We start from the raw sequence: 20,073 nt of genomic DNA on the forward strand, positions 1-20,073 counted from the left end.
TTCGCGCGTCGATCTCCAGGATGGGACCGGGTCGGGGGCGCTGACGCGCCACGGGGTCCGGTGGCGGTCAGTCCTGGAAGCGGGCGGCCAGTACTGCCGCGAGTCGGCGGGAGGCGAAGTCGCCGCCGTGGACGAAGCGCATCGCCGGGCCGAAGGTGGCGGCGGCGGGCGGGCCGGTGACGTACAGGCCGGGCACGCTCGTCTCGAACGAGGCGTCGAGCGCGGGCAGTCCGCCCACCGTGGCGATCCGGCGCCGCAGCGACGGCGGCAGGAAGCCGAGGGCGGCCAGGTCGACCCGGTAGCCGGTCGCGGCGAGCACGTGGTCGGCGTGTACCTCGCGCTGGTGGCCGGACCGGTCCCGCAGCCACATCCGCACCCGCCCGTCGGGCTCGCGCCGGGCCCGGGTGACGGTCTGCGCGTCCCGGACCGGGACCCGCCCGTCCAGCCGGTCACGCAACCACCACGCGGCGGACGGGCCGAGGATGCGCCGGGCCAGGTCGACCCGGACGCGGGCGGGCAGCAGCCGGAACGCGGCCGGGCCCCGCGCGGCGGCGGCGATCGTCCAGCCGGATCCCAGCGGCGAATCCGGGGTGAACCGCCGGGCCCGGGGCGGGGCGGCGAACCGGATGCGCTCGGCCCGGCCGAACACCCGTACCCGTGCGGCGCCGCCCTCGTGCAGCAACGCGGCGCTCTCCAGGGCCGATTGGCCGGAGCCGATCACCACGATGTCCCGATCCGCGCCGAGTTCGGCCAGGTCGGGGCGCTGGGCGGGGTGCGATACCAGGTCGTCGCCGAGGTGTTCGAGCACGGCCGGCACGTAGCGATGTGCGGCCAGGCCGGTGGCCAGCACCACCGCGTCGACCGCCAGGTCCGGCCCGCCGTCCCGGGCGAGTACGAAGCCGGGGCCGGCGGGCTCGATGCCGGTGACCCGCTCGCGCTCCACGTCCGGGACCAGGTGGTCGGCGAACCACCGCCCGTAGGCCACGAACAGTTCCAGGGGCACCGGCTGATCGCCCGTCAGCGGGCGCTCGCCGCGGGCGCGTTGGAAGCAGGCCAGGGTGAATCCGGGCCCGGGCGCGGCGATCGAGGAGGCGGCCGGCCTGGATTTCAGCAGCATGCCGATCGGCATGTGCCGCCGCCAACCCTCCAGCGGTTCGCCGAACACCCGGGCGGTCACTCCGAGTTGGCGCAGGTGGGCGGCGAGCGAGAGGCCGTAGGGGCCGGCTCCGACGATGGCCACGGTCATGGCGGTGCCCTTCGGATATTCGAGTGGATTGTTGGCTTATCCGGTGAAACGTCGGTTCGCGCTGCTAGAAAGGTCCGGACGGGGAGGCGACGAAATGGTTGTCCGAGGAGTCGAGCTGGATCGTTCGGTGCCCGCGCTGCTGTTCAAGGTCGGCCGCTATCCGCTGCACCAGGGCTCGGTCGGCGCGGTGCGCTCGCTCGGGCGCGCGGGCGTGCCGGTGCACGCGGTGGTCGAGGACGCGTACACCCCCACCGCCGTGTCCCGGCACCTGAGTCGGCGGCACGTGTGGCCCACCACCGGCCTGGAGGACCCTCGGGCGCTGGTGGAGCGACTGCTCGGGATCGGCCGCCGACTGCCCGCCCGCGCGGTCCTGATACCCACCGACGACGAGGCGGCGCTGCTGGCCGCCGGCGCCCGGGACCGCCTCGCGGAGTGTTTCCTGCTGCCCAAGGTCGACCCCGGTCTGCCCGCCGGGTTGGCGGGCAAGCGCGGGCTCTACCGGCGCTGCCTGGCCCACGGGGTGCCCGCGCCGGACACCCGCTTCCCCGCCGACCGTGAACAACTGACGGCGTTCGCCGCCGAGTTGGGCTATCCGGTGGTGGTCAAGAACCTCGCGCCGTGGGACCGACTGCGGGCGCCGGTGGTGCCGGGCACCACGCTGGTCCGCGACCGGCGCGCGCTGCTCGCGCTGGTCGGCGAGCCGCGCGCGGTGTTGTTGCAGGCGTATGTGCCGCGCGAGGCCGCGCAGGACTGGATCGTGCACCTGTACGCCGCGCCGGACGGTCGGTGCGCACCGGTGTTCACCGGCCTCAAGCTCCGCTCCTGGCCGCCGCACGCGGGGGTGACCACGTACGCCCGGGCGCTGGCCAACCCGGGTCTCGCCCGCCGTTCGGCCCGGTTGTGTCGGGCGCTCGGCTACCGGGGTCCGGCCGATCTGGACTGGCGGCTGGACCTGCGCGACGGGCGCTACAAGCTGGTCGACTTCAACCCCCGGGTGGGCGCCCAGTTCCGCATGTTCGAGACCGCGGGGGGCCTCGACGTGGTGCGTGCGCTGCATCTGGACCTGACGGGACGGCCGATCCCCTCGGGTGGTCAGCGCGAGGGTCGGCGCTATGTCGCCGAGCATCTGGATCCGGCCGCGTTCGTGGCCTACCGGGGGCGCTGCGGCGTGGCCCGGCCACCCGGCCGCGCGCCGGGGCACGGCGGGGTGGAGGCGGCCTGGCTGGCTCTGGACGATCCGCTGCCGGCGGTGGTCACGGCGGTGCGCGTGCTCGCCCTGGCCGTGCGCCGGCGGCGGCACTGAGGAGAGTGGGTGGCTTCGATGAGAACGGGTCGAGCGACGCGGGTCCGCCGACGGCTCGCCGTGGTGTTGCCGGTCGTGGTGCCGGTGCTGCTGCTCGCCGGGTGCGAGTCCGCGCCGCCGGCCGGGCCCCGGCTGCTGTTCGCCGACGACTTCACCGGGTCGGCGCTCGCCGCCGAGCGCTGGGTGACGTGCTACGACTGGAACGTGGCCGGCTGTACCAACGCGGGCAACCACGAGCAGCAGTGGTACCTGCCCGAGCAGGTCCGGGTGCGGGACGGGCAGGCGATCCTGACCGCCGCGCGCCGGCCCACCACCGGCTCGGACGGCGTGGCCTACCCGTGGGTCTCGGGCATGTTGTCCACCGGGCGGCCGAATTGGTCGGGCCGACCGAGGTTCACCTTCACCTACGGCCGGGTCGAGGCCGAACTGCGGCTGCCTCGCGAGCCGTTCTCGTTTCCGGCCTTTTGGTTGATGCCGGCCGCCAAGCGCACCCCTCCCGAACTGGACGTGGTCGAACTGATCGGCCCGGACGGCCTGGCCCGGGCCACGGTGCACTGGACCGGGCCCGACGGCCGTCCCGACGAGGAGACGCGCACCTCCCGCGAGCGCGACTGGTCCGGCACGTTCCACCGGTTCACCCTCGACTGGCGGCCGGATCGGGTGACCTGGTCGATCGACGGCGAGCAGGTGTTCGCCGTGACCGACCGGGCGCGTGTCCCGCACGAGCCGATGGAGGTGCTGTTCACCCTCGCGATGGGCTACCCGGAGCCGGTCCCCGACACGGTGACCGGCGCGGAGATGCGGATCCGGGCGGTGCGGGTCTGGGAGCGCTGAACCCGCGCGCGCCGGCCTCGGTCGGACGATCACCTCAACCGGCCCGGCCGGCCACCGCGTCGGAGTGCTCGTGCCAGGGAGCGGGCCGGCCGCGCCGGCGGGCCCGGATCCGGCGCCAGGCCCGCCAGCCGAGCGTGGGCAGCCCGTCCCGAAACGGGGCGACCCGGGAGCCGACACCGGCCAGCCAGGCGTCCAGGCGGTCGAGGCCGGTGTCCGCGCGCACCATCAGCCGGGAGATCCGCCACGGATCGTCCTCGCGCGAGCTGTGCGCGTCGCGCACCGCCATCGCGGTACGAAAGCCCGCGTGCCGCACCGCGGCCCGCACGGCGGCGTCGTTGTAGCCGAACGGGTAGGCGAACGAGGTGACCGGGCGCTCCAGTTCGGCCTCCAGGCGCTGCCGCGAGCAGGCGATCTCGCGGTGCATCGACGCGAGCGGGAGGGTGTCGAGTTCGCGGTGCGTGCAGCCGTGCGCGCCGATGGTCAGGCCCGGCGTGTCGGCGATCCGGCGCAGTTCGCGCCAGGTGAGCATGGCGGCCGGCGGCAGTACCGGGCTCGGCGTGGGCCACAGCGCGTCGGTGGTGACGTAGAGCGTCACGGGCAGGTCGCGCTCGACCAGTTGCGGCAGCGCGTACCGGGCGAAGTCGGCGTAGCCGTCGTCGAAGGTGATCAGCACGCTCTCCCGGGGCAGGTCGCGACCCCCGTGCAGGGCCTCGGTGAACCGGTCCAGGCCGATCGGGACCCGGCCGCTCGCCGACACCCGGTCCAGGTGTCGGCCGAACTCGGCCGGGGTGACGGTGAACGGCGCGATCCACGGCGGCGGGTCGTCCCGTACCGCGTGGTAGAGCAGGACCGGTACCGCGGCCTCGGATCTCATCGAAGCTCCTCTCGGGAGGTGCGCGCACGCACGACGGTGCGGATCAGCACCGCGATGGTGGTCAGACCGGCGAGGGTGCCGACCACGCGCGGGGCGGAGAAGGCGCCCGCGAGCAGGTATGCCTCGGCGGTCAGCGCGCACGACGCCGCGCTGCCGGCCACCGAGGTCACCGCCGTGGTCAGGACGCTCGCGCCCTCGCCGGCGAGCGCGTAGCCGGGTCCGACGGCCAGGAAGGCGACCACGACGAGGGCCCGCAGCGGGTGTTCGGCGGGCAGTTCGAGCGCACCGAACGCCGACCACCCGGCGGCGGCGGGCCAGACGGCCCGGATCGGACCGGTCATCGTACGGGCCCCGGCCGCGGGTCGATCCGGTAGATCACCGCGTCCCGGTCGCGCAGCAGCAGGGTGAATCGGGGCGCGATGGACAGCGCGTGGTCGATGCGGCCGAGGGTGCCCGCCGGCAGCAGTCCGGTCTGCTCGCACTCGGCCCGCTGGCCGGCGGTCAGGAACAGGTAGGCCGTGTCGCCCGGATACTCGTCGGCCAGCGCGCTCAGCCCGGCCACCGGATCGCGCACCACCGCCTCGCGCAGCGCGGGCGTCTCCATCGCGAACCAGCGATGTCGCTGTTGTTCGTAGTCGGCGTAGGCGCCGGGGAAGTTGTTGCTCGCCGCCACGATCAGATCGCCGGGCGCGGACACCCGGGCCAGCCACTGCCGGGCGGCGATCTCGCCGTCGTCGAAGTGGTTCTGGCGCTCCTTGCCGTAGTAGCCGAACACGAATCCGGTGAGCAGCAGCGCGAACAGCACCGGCAGCAACACCGCGCGCGGGCGCGGGCGGCCCCGGTCGCCGAACAGTGGTGCGAGCCATCCGGCGATCAGGAACGCGGCGGCGGGCAGCGCGAACAGATAGACCCGGAAGATGATCTCGCCGCCGTACGCACCGGCCGCGAGCAGCGGCAGCGGTGCCAGCACCAGCGGTATGGCGGGCGAGCGGCGCAGGCGCGGACAGCGGATCGGCGCGACGGCGGTGAGCAGCGCGACGCCCGCGGTCAGCGCCCGGTCCACCCGGGCGACCAGCACCTGGCCCGGTTCGGCGCTGCCCAGATTGACCATGCCGGCATGGGCGTTCGACTCGAAGTCGCCGAACTGGGCCCAGGAGGAGCCGATCTGCTCGAACAGGAAGGGTCGGGCCACGGTCAGGTCCCAGCCGAGCACGGCCACCGCGGTCAGTCCCAGAAGCGGGAGGGCGACCGGCCGATGGACGCGCGAGCAGGCCAGTGCGCCCAGCGCGACGACGAGCATCGGCGGAGTGAGCTGATGCGCCGTCACCACGGCGAGCACCAGCGGCGCGCACAGTCCGACGGTGGCGAGCGGGCGCCGGTCGCGATCCAGGACCAGCGCCAGGATGGTCACGTACAGGACGAACGCGAAGGTCTGCGGGGCGAAGTAGTCCTGGCCGACCCAGGCGGTGGCGAAGTAGATCCACACCGCCGCCCAGACGATCCGCCGGTCGCGGGTGAGCGTGCGGTAGAGCAGGACCAGGGGGCCGATCAGCAGCAGGTCGAAGGCGAGCGGCGACCAGGTCGCCATGGTCAGCGCGTCGGGCGCGCCGGACGCCCGAACGGCCGTGGCCGCGGCGGAGAAGAACCCGGGCCACTGGTGGTAGGGCGCCAATTCGCCCGCGTCCGGAAGGGTTCGGCCGGTGCGCAGGAACTGGTCCACCACCTCGACGTGTTTCCAGGCCCACGCGTAGCGCAGATGCTCGTAGAGCACCGCCGGCGTGGCGTGCAGCATGGTCACCAGGGCGCCGGTGTACAGCGCGTGGCGCCGGGACCGGGCGGTGCGGTCGAGCAGGCTCACCGCGAAGCCGAGGGTGAGCACGGCCAACGCGCACCAGTACAGGGCGGGCAGCACGTCGAGCAGCCCGAGTCCGCCCATCCGGTCCACCGCGACCGGCATCCGCATCGCCAGGATCCACAGCACCACGGCGACCGGCAGGGCGAGCAGGCCGAACGCGCGGAACCCGAGCGCGGCGGGGGTGGGCAGCGGGTCCCGGCCCAGACCGCGCGCCCGACCCGCGGCGTAGCCGAGCGCGGTGGTGAGCACGCCCAGGACCAGCGCGGGGATGGTGGCCGTGGGCGGGCGCGGCTCCGGGGCGAACGGGCGCACCAGGGCGCGCGGGATGGTCGAGGCCAGGTAGGAGCGTTCGGAGGCGAGCGCGCGGTCGGTGCCGGCGTGCCTGCCGACCGCCGCCTTGGACAGGCCCTCGGCCCAGCAGCGGGCCCGGAAGTAGCGCCAGGTGGTGCGCGCGGCGGGCACGCGGTGGCGGACCACGGCGGCCGGTTCGTACCCGAGCACGCCCCCTCGGTGTCGGGCCGCGGCGCGCAGGCACAGCTCGGTCTCCTCGCCGCCGAGCGGGCGGGTGCCGACGCGGCCCAGGTCGGTGCGGAAGCCGCCGACGTCGAGCAGCACGCCGCGCCGGAAGGACATGTTGGCGCCGATCAGGTTCCGTACCGGCGCGGCCTGTTCGGGCATGCCCCGGTAGGTGCAGCCGACCACCCAGTCGAATTCGGCGGGGAACCAGGTCGGGCGGTCGGTGTCCCAGTTCGGCCGGATCCGGCCGCCGACGCCGAGCACGTTCGGGTCGGCGTAGCCGTCGAGCAGGCGCATGGTCCAGTCGGGTTCGGCGACGGCGTCGTCGTCGAGGAAGGCCACGATGTCGCCCCGCGCGCCCTCGACGCCGGTGTTGCGGGCGCCGGAGAGGCCGCGTCGGCCGCGGTTGCGCAGCACGGTGACGTCGGGGAACACGGCGCGCGCCCGGGCGGCGAGTTCGTGGCAGTGATCGGCGACCAGGATGACCTCGGCGGGCGGTTCGTCCTGGGCCCGGAGCGAGCCGAGCGCGGCGGTGAGGTCGTCCCAGCGGTCCATGGTGTAGGCGCAGACCACCACGGTCAGGGTGGGGCGGGGCGGGGTGCGCGCGACGGCGGGGCCGGCGCCGCGGGCGCGGACGAGGGCGCGCGCGGCGGCGGCCCGCTCGGCGCGGATGGCCACCCAGGCCAGGCGCCTGGTGCGCGGTGGGGTCTCCGTCATGCGGGCCTCCCGGAAACGGTGGGGAGCCAGATCCGGCGGGCCGCGAGCAGCGCGAGCGCGGTCGCGGTCTGGGCGCCGAGCCAGGCGATGCCGGCGCCGATCAGGCCGAAAACGGGCAACAGGGCGACGGTCAGGGTCAGTACGGTCGCCGCGAGGCCGGCCTGGATGGCGACCACGACGCGCATCCGGCGCAACACCCGGCAGGCGTTGATCGCGGTCGCGACCACCAGGTGCGGCAGCGCGGACAGGGCGAGGAGTCGCAACAGCGCGGCGCCGTCGCGGGCGTAGCCGGGGCCGAACACGCGCAGCACCAGCGGCGCGCCCAGGACGAGGGGGCCGATCGCGAGCAGGAGCAGCGCTCCGGTGTGGCGCAACACCCGCCGGCATCCGGCGGCGAGCCCGGCGGTGCCGCCCGCGGCCTCGACGAGCAGCGACGCCCCCATGTTGAGCCCGACCAGGTAGAGGGTGTTCGCCACCACCCAGGCCAGCGAGAAGTAGGCGCTCTCCCGGGCGCCGACCCGCTCCAGCACGATGATCGGCGGCACGGTGGTCGCGGCCAGCCAGCACAGCGTGCCGAGGTAGTCCGCGCCGGCGTACCGCACGAGCCCGGGGCCGGGCCGAAATCGCGGCCCGGGGTGGGGGGTTCGGGGCCGGGCCGGCCGGCGCGGACCGTCGCCCTCGGCCGGCCCCGGGGGGACGCGTGGGTCGGGGTCGGGGGCGATGCCCGCCGCCCGCGCGGGCCCGCGGGCGGGCGGCAGTCGCGCGAACAGCCGGGTCTCGACGACCAGCAGGGTCGACACCAGGGCCAGCGTCCAGGACATCAGGATGCCGAGCGTGGGCGAGACCGCGGCCAACGCGGCGACCAGGACCAGCTTGGCGACCGCGAAACCGCTGTTCTTGCCCACCACCAGGCCGGGTCGCCGCAGGCCGGTGAGCGCGCCGTCCTGGAGCGCGAACAGCGCGTAGGCCACCGTGGTGGCCACGAAGCAGCAGCCGGCCGCCGGTTCGCGCAGGAAGCCCAGGCCGGGCGCGCACAGCGGGATCAGCGCGAGGAAGCCGAGGACGGCCACCAGGGTCGCGCCGAACGCGGCGGTGTACGCGGTGCGGATCAGCCCGCGCCGATCCGCGCCCGGCTGTGGCAGGAAGCGCACGAGCACGTTGGCCAGGCCGAGTTGGCCGAGCCCGGAGAGCAGCATCATCGCGGACACCGCCGCGTAGGTGCGCCCCACCGTCGCGTCCCCGTACCAGCGGGTGGCGAGCGCCCAGTAGCCCGCGCCGAACGCCGAGGTCACCAGCGAACCCGCGGTCAGCACATGCCCGTTGCGCAGCAGCGGGTCCACCCGGGGTCGGGCCGACCGGCGCGGCCCGGCCTGGATCACCGGCCGGACTCCGCCTGCTCCCAGGGCGCGCGCACGCCGTGCATCCGCACCCGCGAGCGCAGGTACGCGAGCGGACCGGCGGCCAGCGCGCGGCGCGCCGGCGTGGCCAGTCGGGCGGGCCAGGGGATGTCGGGCCGCCCGGGAGCGCGGGTCCGGGCGAGCGCGTACCGGATTCCGTCGGGGGCGCGTCTGGCGAGCGCGCCGAGGGTGCGCGGCTCGCGCAGCACGGCGGCGGTCAGGTAGGCGCCCAGGCCGGTGCCGTAGCCGCGCACCTGGGCGGCCACCGCGGCCCGGTCGGCCCGGTGTCGGTGCCAGATCAGCGCGCCGGGTTCGTAGCCGATCCGGTGTCCGCGCACGATGGTGCGGAAGAAGGCGAGCAGGTCGTCGCCGCCGCGCGCCGGGGTACCGACGCCGGTGGCCGGGTCGAAGCCGCCCATGGCGCGCAGTACGTCGGCTCGGAAGGCCATGTTGGCGCCCGAGCCGAAGCGGCCGGCGGTGAACGGGAACAGCGGGTCGGCGGGCGGCGTCCGGGGGTCGTACAGGATCGGCTCGAAACCCTTGGCCAAGCCCGCGTGGTGATGGAGCATCAGTTGCGCGGGGGTGCGCAGTTCGGCGGGCAGGATCAGGCCGGTGACGCACGCGGGCCAGCCCGCGCGGGCGAAGCCGGCGACCAGGGCCGCGACCCAGCCGGGGTCGGCCAGGACGTCGTCGTCGGTGAACGCGAGCAACTCGCCGGTGGCCACCGCGATGCCCCGGTTGTGCGCGAGGGCCAGTCCGGGGCGCGGCTCGCGCACGTAGCGCACGAGGCCGGCGCAACCACCGCGGACCACGCTCGCGGTGCGGTTGGTGGTGGGGGCGTTGTCCACCACGATCAGTTCGATGTCGGGGTAGGTCTGCCACAGCAGGGTGCGCAGGCACGCGGCGAGCAGTTCGGGCCGCTCGCGGGTGGCCACGATCACGCTGACCCGGGGCGTGCCGCGCGGGGCGGGCGGCCCGGGCGGCCCGGGGGCGTGGTCGGGCGCGGCGGGGGTGCCGAAGCGGGCCGTCGCGCAGGCGATCAGCGGTTCCGGGCCGGGTGCGCGCAGTTCGAGGTCGAGCAGGCCGACGGGGGTGCCTGCGTGCCGGACCAGGGCGAGCACGGCGCCGGCGGGGCAGTCGGCCGGGGTGCCGTCGGGGGTGCTCAACCTCGGCCCGGCGTCGGCGACGAGGTCGAGGACCCGGACGTGCACGAGGTCGGGGGGCGGGCCGGGTGGGGCGGCGGCGGGCGCGGCCGACTCGGCGGGTGACGCGGGCCGTTCGTCCGCGGGCGTGGCGGCGGTCGGCGTGGCGGCGGTCGGCGCGGCCGGGCGCGGGATGGCGATCGGGGTGGGCGTGGCCGGTGGGTGCGGGCCGGGCGGCGGGGCGGCGGGTTCGGCCGGGCGCTGCCTGGGGATCAGCGGCCTCGGGTCGGGTTCGGGATCTCGGCGGGGCGTCAAGCGTCCTCCCCCGCTCGCTTCGGGCGGGCGCCGGCGTGCTCGCGCAGGACGGTGCGCAGCACCCGGTGTCCGTCGCGGAGCGCGTTGAGGTTGGATCGGCCGCTCCGGCGCGGCAGTTCGAGACTGGGTACCTCGGCGATCCGCAGTCCGGCGCGCAGGGCCCGGACGATCATCTCGGCCTCGATCTCGAAGCCGGTCGAGCGCAGGTCCAGGTGTTCCAGGAAGCATCGGCGGAACGCGCAGAACCCGTAGCACAGGTCGGTGAGCCGATATCCGTACAGCCGGCTGACCAGGGCCATCAGCACGTGGTTGCCGAGGCTGCGGACCGCGGTCAGGTCCAGCGATCCGCCGCCGCCGACGAACCGGGAGCCCTTGACGAAGTCGTAGCCGTTGCCCAGGAAGTGCACGTAGTGCGGGATCTCGTGCGGCGACATGCTGCCGTCGGCGTCGATGGTGACGATGATGTCGCCGGTGGCGTGCCGGAATCCGGTGCGCAGGGCGCTGCCCTTGCCGGCGCCGGATTGCGGGATGACCCGGGCGGCCGGCAGGTAGCGGCGGGTGATCAGCGAGGTGGCGTCGGTGGAGTCCCCGTCGATCAGCAGGACTTCGTCGACGCCGTCGGGTATCTGTTGGAGCACCCAGGGCAGATTGCGGGCCTCGTTGCGGGCCGGCACGACCAGGGTGACCCGGTCCCGGGCCACCGATTCGGCCGGTGCCTGCCCCGCTCGTACCGGTGCGCCGGCGGGCGGTTCGTCAATCCGGGGCAATGGGCGTTTCGCGTGCGTCGCGTGCGTCGTGTCGTGCATGAACGGCCCCCTCCCGTCTGCCGCGTGCCCCGGAGAGCACACGGCATCGGGCCGGCGGAACCGGCCCGAGATCGGTGACGCCGGGTGTCGATCGCACGACACCCGGTCATCGCTGATCGTGGTTGGGCGGCGAAAGCAGGGTCAATCGGACCGAAGATGCTTTACCAAGACGTTACGGTTGGGTGTTTTTCCCGTCGAATGCCAGTTCGGGGATTTTCTCGGCTTTCCGACATCTTGTCGGATACGGCGCGCTCGGCGGGAGCGCCCGCGTGCGTTCGGGCGTGCTCAGCAACCGCAGTCGCACGAGCAACATTCGCCGCATTCACAGCAGTTGCCGCAGCAGTCGCATCCGTCGCAGCAGTCCCCGCAGTCGCACTTGTGGCAACACCCCTGCCGCTGTTGGCCGGTGCACGGATCCTCGAAGGTCTCCCGGCAACACCACTGGCAGGTACAGCACAACCCGGCCCAGATCGCGCAGGCGACGAACACGTTGTGCCCGCCGGGCGGCGGCGGGGGCGGGGTGGGGCCGCCGGGCGGACCCCACGGGCTGTTCGGGTCGTACGGGCTGCCGGGCGGCGGCTGGGTGGGCGTCTGGTTCGGCGGCTGATTCGGCCAGGACCCCTCGGGGCGCGCGGCAAGCCGGGGTTCGGCCCGCTCGCCGTGCTTGGCGCAGCCGCCGCCGTGTTTGCCGCCGACCGAGCAGGAGGGGTTCTCGACGGGGAAGCCCGCGTGCCGGAACGACCGGTCTATCGCCTCGTCGACCTCGTGCACGAGCAGCCGGTGGGCGAGCGCGCCCGTGACGAACTCGACCTCGGCCAGGGCCAGTCGCATCCCGGTCGCCGCGTCGCGGCACAGCCGGTACGCCTCGTCCGGCCCGGTCCCGGTGGCCAACAGCGGGTTCCACGCGCCGGCCGCCCGGTCGGCGTGGATGTCCTCGACCGCGTCGAGCAGGTGCGCGAGCCGGCCGAACAACCGTCCCGCCTCGGCCAACGACTCGGCGTTGTCCGGCCGTTCGGCCAGCACCGCGGTGTGCGCGAACGCCGCGCCGGTGGCCGTCTCGGTCGGCTCGGTCACCACCAGCACCGAAACGCCCGGCCCGGCCAGCGCCTCGACCTCGACCTGCCGATCCACCGCCTCGACCATCACGGCCGTGTCGAAGCCCACGTCGAGCGCGGTGCCCGCACCCTGCCGGGCCCAGCGCTCGGCGACCCGGCGCGCACCACCCGCGACCGCGCGCCGTCGGTACACCCCGTCGCCGTCGTCGATGTGGTCCCGCATCTTCGCCGACGCGAGCACCAGGGACACCGCGCCCGCGAGCCGCGCGCCCTCGCCCATCGCCACCTCGGCCCGGCGCATCGCGCGCAGCGGACAGGGACCGGCCTTGCGCCGCCCGTCCGCGGTCGGTCGGGCGGACTGCGCCTCGACCAGGACCGAGATGATCAACCCGTCGTAGTTGGTCGCGACGCGCGCCGCCTGCCCGTGGTCGTCCCGCAGCGCCAGACACATGCCGCACAGGTGCGCCATCCACTCGCTCTGCAACTTCTCCGACAGTCGATGCCGGCACGGCCGGATGATCCCGAACAAGCCCTCGCCCCATTCACTGCGCCGATTCCTGGCCCCCTCAGCGCGGTCAGCCTACTGATCACCCGTCATCCCCGTACGGATCCGACCCGGGATCCGTACGGGGGGGGCGGCCCGAGGATCGCGGGTGCGGCGTTCTAGGATCCGCAGCGTGACTGCTTCGGTGCTGGTCGTATGTAGTGGGAACATCTGCCGCTCCCCCGTCGTCGAGGCCATGCTGCGCGGCCGGTTGGCCGGGTCCGCGCTGCCGAGCGAGGTGTCCTCGGCGGGCACCATCGACTGGAACGCCCGGCCGATGGCGGACAACAGCGCCCTGGTGCTGATCGAGTACGGCATCGACCCGCCCGCGCACCGCAGCCGCAAGCTCACCGCCGACCTGCTGCGCGCCGCCGACCTGGTGATCGGCATGTCCCGCGAGCACCACTGGGCGATCGACGCGCTCGCCGCCGACGCCCTGCCGCGCACCTTCCTGCTCGGTGAACTGGTGCGCCTGGGCGAGGCGTTCGGCCCGCGGGACGCACTGCCGCTCGCCGACTGGGTGGCCGGGGTGGACGCGCGGCGACCGGCGAGCCGATTGGCTCGCCCCGCCGACGAACTCGACGATCCGATGGGTGAGCCGATCGAGTCGTTCCGGACGATGGGGGCGCGGGCCGACGACCTCACGACCCGGCTGGCGACGCTGCTGACGACGTGAATCCGGGGCCTCCCACAGGCCGCCGACCGGCCCGTTCATTCGAAGACTGCGAGGGCCGCGCGTTCCCGGAAGCCGGCTTCGAGCCGGCCTTCGCCCGGTCCTGCGCCACCACCATCGCCGGCCCGTCCGACAAGCTCACCGGCGCGGACCCGTCCACCATGGCGCACGACTGCTTCGGCATCGGCGGCGACGAGGGGCACCGCGCACGCCTCGCTCGGCGGCCCGGGCGGCGACGTGGGCGCCGAGACCGGCACCGCGGAGGTCGGTGGCGGCCGGCCCGGACAACGGCTGGACGGTCGCCTGCCGCGGCGACATCGTGGTGGCGGTCGGGGTCGAGGGCGGGGTGACCGGCGGGCGGCCGGCCGGACCGATCGTGCGGGCGTTCCCGCGTGCGACGGGCTGAGCGACGGGCCGAGCGGCCGTAGTCCATCATGGGCAGGGTGAGCGAACACGATCTTGCCGACGAGGGCCCGGGCCGGGCCGAGACCTTCCTCGACCTGCTGCGGCTGGAGCAGATCGAGGAGAACATCTTCCGCGGTTGGTGCCACGCGGGCGCCCCGCTGCGCGCCTTCGGCGGCCAGGTCGCCGCGCAGGCCCTGGTCGCGGCGGGCCGCACCGTGGTCCCGGAGCGGCACGTGCACTCGCTGCACAGCTACTTCCTGCGCCCCGGCAGCACCACGGCGCCGATCGTGTACCAGGTCGACCGGGTCCGCGACGGGCGCTCCTTCGCGACCCGGCGCGTGACCGGCGTACAGCACGGCGCGGCGATCTTCACCCTGTCGGCGTCCTTCAAGGTGGCCGAGGACACCCCGGGACACCGCCGCGCGATGCCCGACGTACCGCTGCCGGAGGACCTGCCGGACCCGTACGAGAAGTTGTCCGCCGAGGAGCGCGCGCACTACGAGGAGTCGCAGACCCGGCTCCTGATGGACCTGCGCTTCGTCCCGGAGGACCGCTCGCCGGGCACCCACATGGTCGACGGCATCCCGCACCAGCGGGTGTGGATGCGCGCCGCCAAGCAGCTGCCCGACGACCCGCTGCTGCACGTGTGCGGGCTGACCTACATGTCCGACCTGACCCTGGCCGGCACCGCCGCGAAGCCGTACATCACCAACCCGGCGACGCTCCAGATGGCCTCGCTCGACCACGCGGTGTGGTTCCTGCGCCCGTTCCGGGCCGACGAGTGGCTGCTGTTCGCCCAGGCGTCCCCGTCCGCGCAGGACGCACGCGGACTGGCGATGGGCGAGTTCTACAACCACGACGGCGTGCTGGTGGCCTCGGTGGTGCAGGAGGCGGTGATCCGGCAGCGGTAGCGCCGGCGCGCCGCTCAGCCGCCGCCCACCCAGACCGTCTTGGCGTTGCAGAACTCGCGGATGCCGAGCGCGGCGAGTTCGCGGCCGTAGCCGCTGGACTTGATCCCGCCGAAGGGCAGTTCGGGGTGGGACGTGACCATGCCGTTCACGAACACCGCCCCGGCGGCCAATTCGGCGATGCAGCGGGCCTGTTCGTCCTCGTCGGTGGTCCAGGCGTTGGCTCCGAGGCCGAACGCGGTGGCGTTGGCGAGATCGATCGCCTCGTCGAGGTCGGCGACCCGGTACAGCCCGGCGACCGGCCCGAACACCTCCTCGGTGTACATCCGCATGTCCGGGGTCAGGTCGGCGACCACGGTCGGCGGGTAGTACCAGCCGGGGCCCGCTGGGCGCTCGCCGCCGCACCGGATCCGGGCGCCCTTGGCCCGGGCGTCCTCGACCTGCTCGGTGACGTCGCGCAGCCCCTGCTCCTGGGCGAGCGGGCCGACGTCGGTGTCCTCGGCGGTGGGGTCGCCGACGCGGAGTGCGGCCATGTTCGCGGTGAACGCCTCGGCGAACGCGTCGTACACGTCGGCGTGCACGATGAACCGCTTGGCCGCGATGCAGCTCTGCCCGTTGTTCTGGGTCCGGGCCGTGGTCGCGGTCCGCGCGGCGGCCTCGACATCGGCGGAGGGCAACACCAGGAACGGGTCGGAGCCACCCAGTTCGAGCACGGTCTTCTTCAACTCGCGCCCGGCGATCGCCGCGATCGACCGCCCGGCCCCCTCGCTGCCGGTGAGCGTCGCGGCCACCACGCGCGGGTCGGACAACACCCGCTCGACCGACTTCGACCCGATCAACAACGTCTGGAACGCACCCTCGGGAAAGCCGGCTCGGGTGAACAGCTCCCCCATGTACAGCGCCGTGCGCGGCACGTTCGACGCGTGCTTGAGCAGCCCGGTGTTGCCCGCCATCAACGCGGGCGCGGCGAAGCGCATGGCCTGCCACAGCGGAAAGTTCCACGGCATCACGGCCAGCACCGGCCCGAGCGGCTCATACCGCAGATAGGCCCGCCGCGCCCCCACGGCCTCGGCGTCGGCCGGCTCGTCCGCGAGAAACCCCGCCGCCCGCTCGGCATAGAACCGACACAGCCGAGCACACTTGGCCACCTCGGCCCGAGCGGCGACAAGCGTCTTGCCCATCTCGCCGGTCATCACCGCCGCAACCTCGTCCCGCTCGGCATCCAAAAGCTCCGCGACCCGCCGCATGAACCGGGCCCGGGAGTCGTACGAGTCCCCCCGATGCCCCCGAAACACCGCATCGGCCCGCCCGATCCGAGCCTCGATCTCGGCCTCCCCCATCTCGACGAACTCCTCGACCACCTCACCGGTAGCAGGATTGACGGACGCGATGGCCATGGGTCCTCCACGGATGCGGATCGTGAGTGCGACGGGCACCGAGCCGGCCGCCCGGCACCTCCGCCGAGCCGTTACCCTCTGGCTCCCGGATGACACGGCACTCGCCGAGGTTCCGGTCGGGTGTCGGGGTGGGCCGGCAGGGTGGGGGGATGAGGGAACGAGCCATTCCGATCCTGCGTGTGGTCGATGCCGCCGAATCCGTGGGCTGGTATGCCCGTCTGGGCTTCGTCAAACAGTGGGAGCACCGTTTCGAGCCGCATTTTCCGGCCTTCGTCGAGGTGGCGAGGGGTGAGGCGAAGCTGTTCCTCAGCGAACACGCGGGCGACGCGAGCCCGGACACGCTGGTGTATGTGTGGGTCGTCGACGTGGACGAGGTGGCCCGCGAGTTCGGCGTGGTGGTGGAGGAGCAGCCTTGGGCTCGGGAGGTGCATCTGCGGGACCCGGACGGGAACCGGCTGCGGGTGGCGACGCCGACGGAGGGGTAGGGCCGGCCCCGAGGAGGTCAGTCGAAGTCCGCGCTCACGTCCAGTTCGAGTCGGCCTTCGGTGACCCGTTCGGCGAGCGCACCGAGGCGATCGCGCTGTCTCTTGTCGATCCGCAGCCACCTCAGGGCCGGGAGGTCGGCCAGGGGGCTCAGGTCGGTCACCGTGCACGCGGCGATGCCCACGTGGGACAGACGTGGCAGGTCGACCAACGGGGAGAGGTCCGTCACCCGGGATCCGTCGATGAGCAACCTTTCGAGCGCGGGTGAATGGCGTAGCGCGCTCAGGTCGCCGGCCGGGGTGGAGATCATGCCCAGCAGGGTCAGGTTCGGGTACTTCGTCAGGCCCGACAGATCTCGAACGCCCGTGTCGTGCAGATAGAGGTGGCTCAGGTTCGGCGTCTCGGGCAGGACACGCACACTCTCCACCTGGAGATCACCGTTGAAGTGCAAGGCGGTGACCCACGGCAGAGCGGCCAACAGCGCCCGCTCCGCGCGCTGTGCGGGTCCGAGTGTCAACGAGGTCACCTGCGGCAGCTCGGCCAGCGGGCCGAGGTCCTTGATCGAGGTGTCGGCGACTCCGAGCGCGTGAAGCCGCGGGAGCGCGGCGAGCGCCGACGAGGGAATCCCCGACAGTTCGGCCGAGAGGTTGATGCTCCGTACGTCCCGGCGCCCCGCGAGCAGTCCGAGAGACGCCGGATCCGGGATCGGCACACGACAGTCGTCGAGCCTGACGTGGGTCAGGACCGTTTCGTAGTAGCGCTCCCGATCCGTCAGGGTCTCCCACATTCCCAACAGTTGCAGGCGGATCCGGATCGAATCCCGGTCACACAGGCGACGCAGCAGCGGGATCGTCGCCTCGCCTCCGATCCGGCGCGCCACCCCCACGATATGCGTCGCGATCTCGTCCGGGACGCGCTGCGTCCGGGTCAGGTCCGCGAGGAGATCGAGCACGAACTCCCCTGCGCCGGCCAAGTCCTCCGCCGCGCTCGCGTCCCGCGGCGGCAGGAGCTTGGCCGTCTCCTCCCGGAACCGGGCCGCGGACTCCGGGTCCACCATGCCCGCCCCCGACACACACGCGACGCCCAGCAGCCACAACCGTGCCCGATGCTCCTCGTCCGCCTCCGCTCGTGCGATCAACCCGGCCAGCAGCTCCCGCTGTCGCGACGGGTCGTCCTGGGTGCGGGCGACCGCCATGATCAACACGTCGTGGTAGAGCGGGTCGTGTGCGTGGTTGATCAGATGGTCGAGATGCTCCGCCCGGACGATCTCCAGTGCCGCCAGGTAGTCCTGGAAGCTCGCGTGGCGGAACTCGAGGACGCCCGACTCCGGTTCCTGGAGCAGGCCGCTGCGGTCGATCAGGCTGTCCAGTACCTCCCGAGCGGTGTAGGGCGGTTCGGTCGTCTGTCGGAAGCGGGTCAGCGCGTCGGTCACGCACGACACCGCGACCCGATCCGGGATCGACCGGCGGCCGTTGAGCGTCATCCACATCGCCAACGCCGCGAGGATCTTCTCCATCTGTGTCGGCTGGAGCCGCACCCGGCTCGTGGAGATGCGCCGCGCTCGTTCCCGGCCGCCGAGCAGCATCGCCATCGCCGAGCGGTACAACTCGGTCCGGCCCTCGGGCAGGGCCTGGTCGGCGTGTCGATGCAGGGCGCACATCAGTGCGCACAGCAACGGGTTCGTGCCGAGTCGGGCCAGGTCCCGGCGGCTGTCCAGGGTGCGTTTCAACTGCTCGGCGCAGGCCGCGAGATCGTCCGGGTCCCCGGGCTGGGCGCGGTGCCAGCGGTCGACGAACAGTTCGACCTGCGCGCTCGACATGGGCTGGAGTTCACCGGCGACGAAGCCCGCCTGCCGGAATCGTCGATGCCGCCGCTCGGACAACACCCGGGGCCGGGAGGTGAGCAGGTAGGCCGCGTCCGGATAGTCCACACACAGCTGTTCCACCCAGTCGAGGGCGTCCGCCCGGTGCTCCTCGGGCAGTTCGTCCAGGCCGTCGACGAAGACCACGGCCCGCCCCGCGCGCAGCCGACGGGCCGCCCACCCCGGCGGCTGCTCGCCGCCCAGCGTCGACCCGGACGCGGTGACGAAGTCGGCGACATCCGGCAGCACCAGCCGGTCGTCCACCACCATCGCCCGCAGCTTCAACAGGAACGGCACCCGCCCGGCCCAGGACGCCAGCCGGTCCGGCAGATCGCCCGAGGCCACGTGCACCGCGAGCCGGCGCAGCAGGGTGCTCTTGCCGGATCCGGCGGGGCCTTCGAGGACCATCCGGTCGCGGCGGGCGAGGGCGTCTTCGAGGAGGCTGCGCGTGGTGTCCGCCTGCGCCGCCTCGTCGTCCCACCGCCGCAGCGGCCTCGGGTCGCGACGGGTCCGCACCACGAGGCTCACGTAGGCCGTGGTCAACTCGTATGTGCTGTCCTCCGGGTCGAGTTCGGTGACCCCGAACAGCCTGGCCCGGTCCAACTTCGCCCGCAGGCCGGCGCGGTAGTGTCGGGCGAACTCCTCGTCCACCGCTTCGGTTTCCGGAACTCTGCGTAACAACTCCGCCTGTCCCGACGCCTGTTCGACCATGGTCCGGGCCAGGAACTCAGGCTGCTTGGTGAAGAAGTCGACGATCTGCAGGCAACACTCGTCGAGCAACACGCCGTACAGCGGCGCCGCGCACTCCGCCGACGCCTCGGCACGGACCTCCATCCGGACCCGCAGCGCGGCCGGATCCAGGCCCGCGGCCTGGACGTCGTCCATGGTCACCGCGCCGCCGAGGGTACGCACCACGGCCGCGACGATGCGCTCGCCCTCGACCGGCGCCAGGCGGGCGAAGTCCGGCTCGACGTCGGCCAGTCGCAGGGTCAGCGTGCGGGTCAGCCGATCCACGTCGGCCGTACGCACCTCGCGCCGCTCCCGCCGCCGCGCCACCCGCCCACCCATCCGCACGGGCGCATCCACGAGCCGCGCCCCCGGCGGCGGCGCCGTCAACCGCCGCAACGCACCCCCGATCGCCGTCGCCAACAACCGCCCCTGCACCGGATCCACCGCGCTCCGCCCCGATCCCCACATCGACCGTGCACCCAAGCCGTGACACCCAGTATGAGCGCCCAACGCTCGGGTCGCCTGACCCGGAGGACCAGGCCCTCACCCTCGGTCGTCGACTCGACCGAGGACGCGACGGGCAGTCGACGGGCTGCCCGTCGGGGGGGTTGGAACGTCTCGGCACCGATCCGCGCGTCGCCTTGGCGGGTGGCTGGGGCGGGGGGTGGATGTGGCGCGGGCGGGGGGCGGGGTCGCGGCGCGGGCGAGAGGGGGAGGCGGGGTCGCGGCGCGGGCGAGACGGGGAGGCGGAGTCGCAACGCCGGCGAGACGGGGAGGCGGAGTCGCAACGCCGGCGAGACGGGGAGGCGGAGTCGCGACACCGGCGAGACAGGCAACCGAAGTCGCGACACCGGCGAGACAGGCAACCGGAGTCGCAACGCCAGCGAGACAGGCAACCAGAGTCGCAACACCAGCGAGACAGGCAACCAGAGTCGCAACGCCGGCAAGACAGGCAACCAGAGTCGTGTTCGCAGCGTTGCTTCTTATTGGGCGCTCCGCGCCGGCTCGCGAGG

At 73.7% G+C, this 20,073-nt stretch carries 16 protein-coding genes; 6 read left to right on the plus strand and 10 right to left on the minus strand.

What is annotated here, in order from left to right; genetic code table 11:
- Positions 1–67: 67 nt before the first annotated feature.
- Positions 68–1,246: an FAD-dependent oxidoreductase gene (locus EMA17_RS48845; protein ID WP_126643653.1), complete on the minus strand. Its 1,179-nt coding sequence runs from the start codon at positions 1,244–1,246 to the stop codon at positions 68–70.
- Between the two features lie 94 nt (positions 1,247–1,340).
- Here EMA17_RS48845 and EMA17_RS48850 point away from each other — a divergent pair, with 94 nt between their 5' ends.
- Both EMA17_RS48850 and EMA17_RS48855 read left to right on the plus strand, forming a co-directional pair.
- The gene (locus EMA17_RS48850) at positions 1,341–2,549 is read left to right on the plus strand and encodes a carboxylate--amine ligase (protein ID WP_126643654.1); all 1,209 of its coding nucleotides are present in this window, start codon (positions 1,341–1,343) and stop codon (positions 2,547–2,549) included.
- Between the two features lie 18 nt (positions 2,550–2,567).
- Entirely contained in the window at positions 2,568–3,383 is an 816-nt protein-coding gene (locus EMA17_RS48855) for a glycoside hydrolase family 16 protein (RefSeq protein WP_246127388.1), read from the plus strand.
- A 34-nt stretch (positions 3,384–3,417) separates the two neighbouring features.
- Here EMA17_RS48855 and EMA17_RS48860 read toward each other — a convergent pair whose 3' ends face one another.
- From EMA17_RS48860 to EMA17_RS48895, 7 genes are all read right to left on the minus strand, one after another.
- Positions 3,418–4,257, minus strand: a complete 840-nt coding sequence (locus tag EMA17_RS48860) for a polysaccharide deacetylase family protein (RefSeq protein WP_126643656.1) — start codon at positions 4,255–4,257, stop codon at positions 3,418–3,420.
- The gene (locus tag EMA17_RS48865) at positions 4,254–4,598 is read right to left on the minus strand and encodes a hypothetical protein (RefSeq protein WP_126643657.1); all 345 of its coding nucleotides are present in this window, start codon (positions 4,596–4,598) and stop codon (positions 4,254–4,256) included. Before EMA17_RS48865 ends, EMA17_RS48860 begins: the two co-directional genes overlap by 4 nt.
- The gene (locus EMA17_RS53650; RefSeq protein ID WP_218043272.1) at positions 4,595–7,345 is read right to left on the minus strand and encodes a glycosyltransferase family 2 protein; all 2,751 of its coding nucleotides are present in this window, start codon (positions 7,343–7,345) and stop codon (positions 4,595–4,597) included. The genes EMA17_RS48865 and EMA17_RS53650 overlap by 4 nt, the downstream gene beginning before the upstream one ends.
- Positions 7,342–8,724, minus strand: coding sequence for a lipopolysaccharide biosynthesis protein (locus EMA17_RS52410; RefSeq protein ID WP_160161850.1), 1,383 nt, complete (start codon positions 8,722–8,724; stop codon positions 7,342–7,344). The genes EMA17_RS53650 and EMA17_RS52410 overlap by 4 nt, the downstream gene beginning before the upstream one ends.
- Positions 8,721–10,199 carry a glycosyltransferase family 2 protein gene (locus tag EMA17_RS48885; protein WP_126643659.1) on the minus strand — a complete coding sequence of 493 codons (1,479 nt, stop codon included), beginning with the start codon at positions 10,197–10,199 and terminating at the stop codon, positions 8,721–8,723. The genes EMA17_RS52410 and EMA17_RS48885 overlap by 4 nt, the downstream gene beginning before the upstream one ends.
- A complete protein-coding gene (locus EMA17_RS48890; RefSeq protein WP_126643660.1) occupies positions 10,196–11,005 on the minus strand; it encodes a glycosyltransferase family 2 protein in 810 nt (269 codons plus the stop codon). The genes EMA17_RS48885 and EMA17_RS48890 overlap by 4 nt, the downstream gene beginning before the upstream one ends.
- A gap of 285 nt (positions 11,006–11,290) precedes the next feature.
- On the minus strand, positions 11,291–12,589 hold the full coding sequence (locus EMA17_RS48895; protein ID WP_126643661.1) for a DUF5685 family protein: 1,299 nt from the start codon (positions 12,587–12,589) through the stop codon (positions 11,291–11,293).
- A 148-nt stretch (positions 12,590–12,737) separates the two neighbouring features.
- Here EMA17_RS48895 and EMA17_RS48900 point away from each other — a divergent pair, with 148 nt between their 5' ends.
- The 3 genes from EMA17_RS48900 (at position 12,738) to EMA17_RS48905 (ending at position 14,593) form a co-directional block, all read left to right on the plus strand.
- The gene (locus tag EMA17_RS48900) at positions 12,738–13,280 is read left to right on the plus strand and encodes an arsenate reductase/protein-tyrosine-phosphatase family protein (protein ID WP_160161851.1); all 543 of its coding nucleotides are present in this window, start codon (positions 12,738–12,740) and stop codon (positions 13,278–13,280) included.
- 265 nt (positions 13,281–13,545) lie between these two features.
- A complete protein-coding gene (locus EMA17_RS52415) occupies positions 13,546–13,683 on the plus strand; it encodes a hypothetical protein (RefSeq protein WP_160161852.1) in 138 nt (45 codons plus the stop codon).
- Positions 13,684–13,711: 28 nt separating this feature from the next.
- A complete protein-coding gene (locus EMA17_RS48905) occupies positions 13,712–14,593 on the plus strand; it encodes an acyl-CoA thioesterase (RefSeq protein WP_126643663.1) in 882 nt (293 codons plus the stop codon).
- 14 nt (positions 14,594–14,607) lie between these two features.
- Here EMA17_RS48905 and EMA17_RS48910 read toward each other — a convergent pair whose 3' ends face one another.
- Positions 14,608–15,987 (minus strand): NADP-dependent succinic semialdehyde dehydrogenase, encoded by a 1,380-nt coding sequence (locus EMA17_RS48910; protein WP_126643664.1) that lies wholly within the window; start codon positions 15,985–15,987, stop codon positions 14,608–14,610.
- Between the two features lie 149 nt (positions 15,988–16,136).
- Here EMA17_RS48910 and EMA17_RS48915 point away from each other — a divergent pair, with 149 nt between their 5' ends.
- Positions 16,137–16,472 (plus strand): glyoxalase superfamily protein, encoded by a 336-nt coding sequence (locus EMA17_RS48915; protein WP_126643665.1) that lies wholly within the window; start codon positions 16,137–16,139, stop codon positions 16,470–16,472.
- A gap of 17 nt (positions 16,473–16,489) precedes the next feature.
- Here EMA17_RS48915 and EMA17_RS48920 read toward each other — a convergent pair whose 3' ends face one another.
- Positions 16,490–19,504: an NACHT domain-containing protein gene (locus tag EMA17_RS48920; protein WP_160161853.1), complete on the minus strand. Its 3,015-nt coding sequence runs from the start codon at positions 19,502–19,504 to the stop codon at positions 16,490–16,492.
- Positions 19,505–20,073: the final 569 nt, after the last annotated feature.

This window comes from Embleya hyalina (assembly GCF_003967355.1).
Taxonomy (GTDB): Bacteria; Actinomycetota; Actinomycetes; order Streptomycetales; family Streptomycetaceae; genus Embleya; species Embleya hyalina.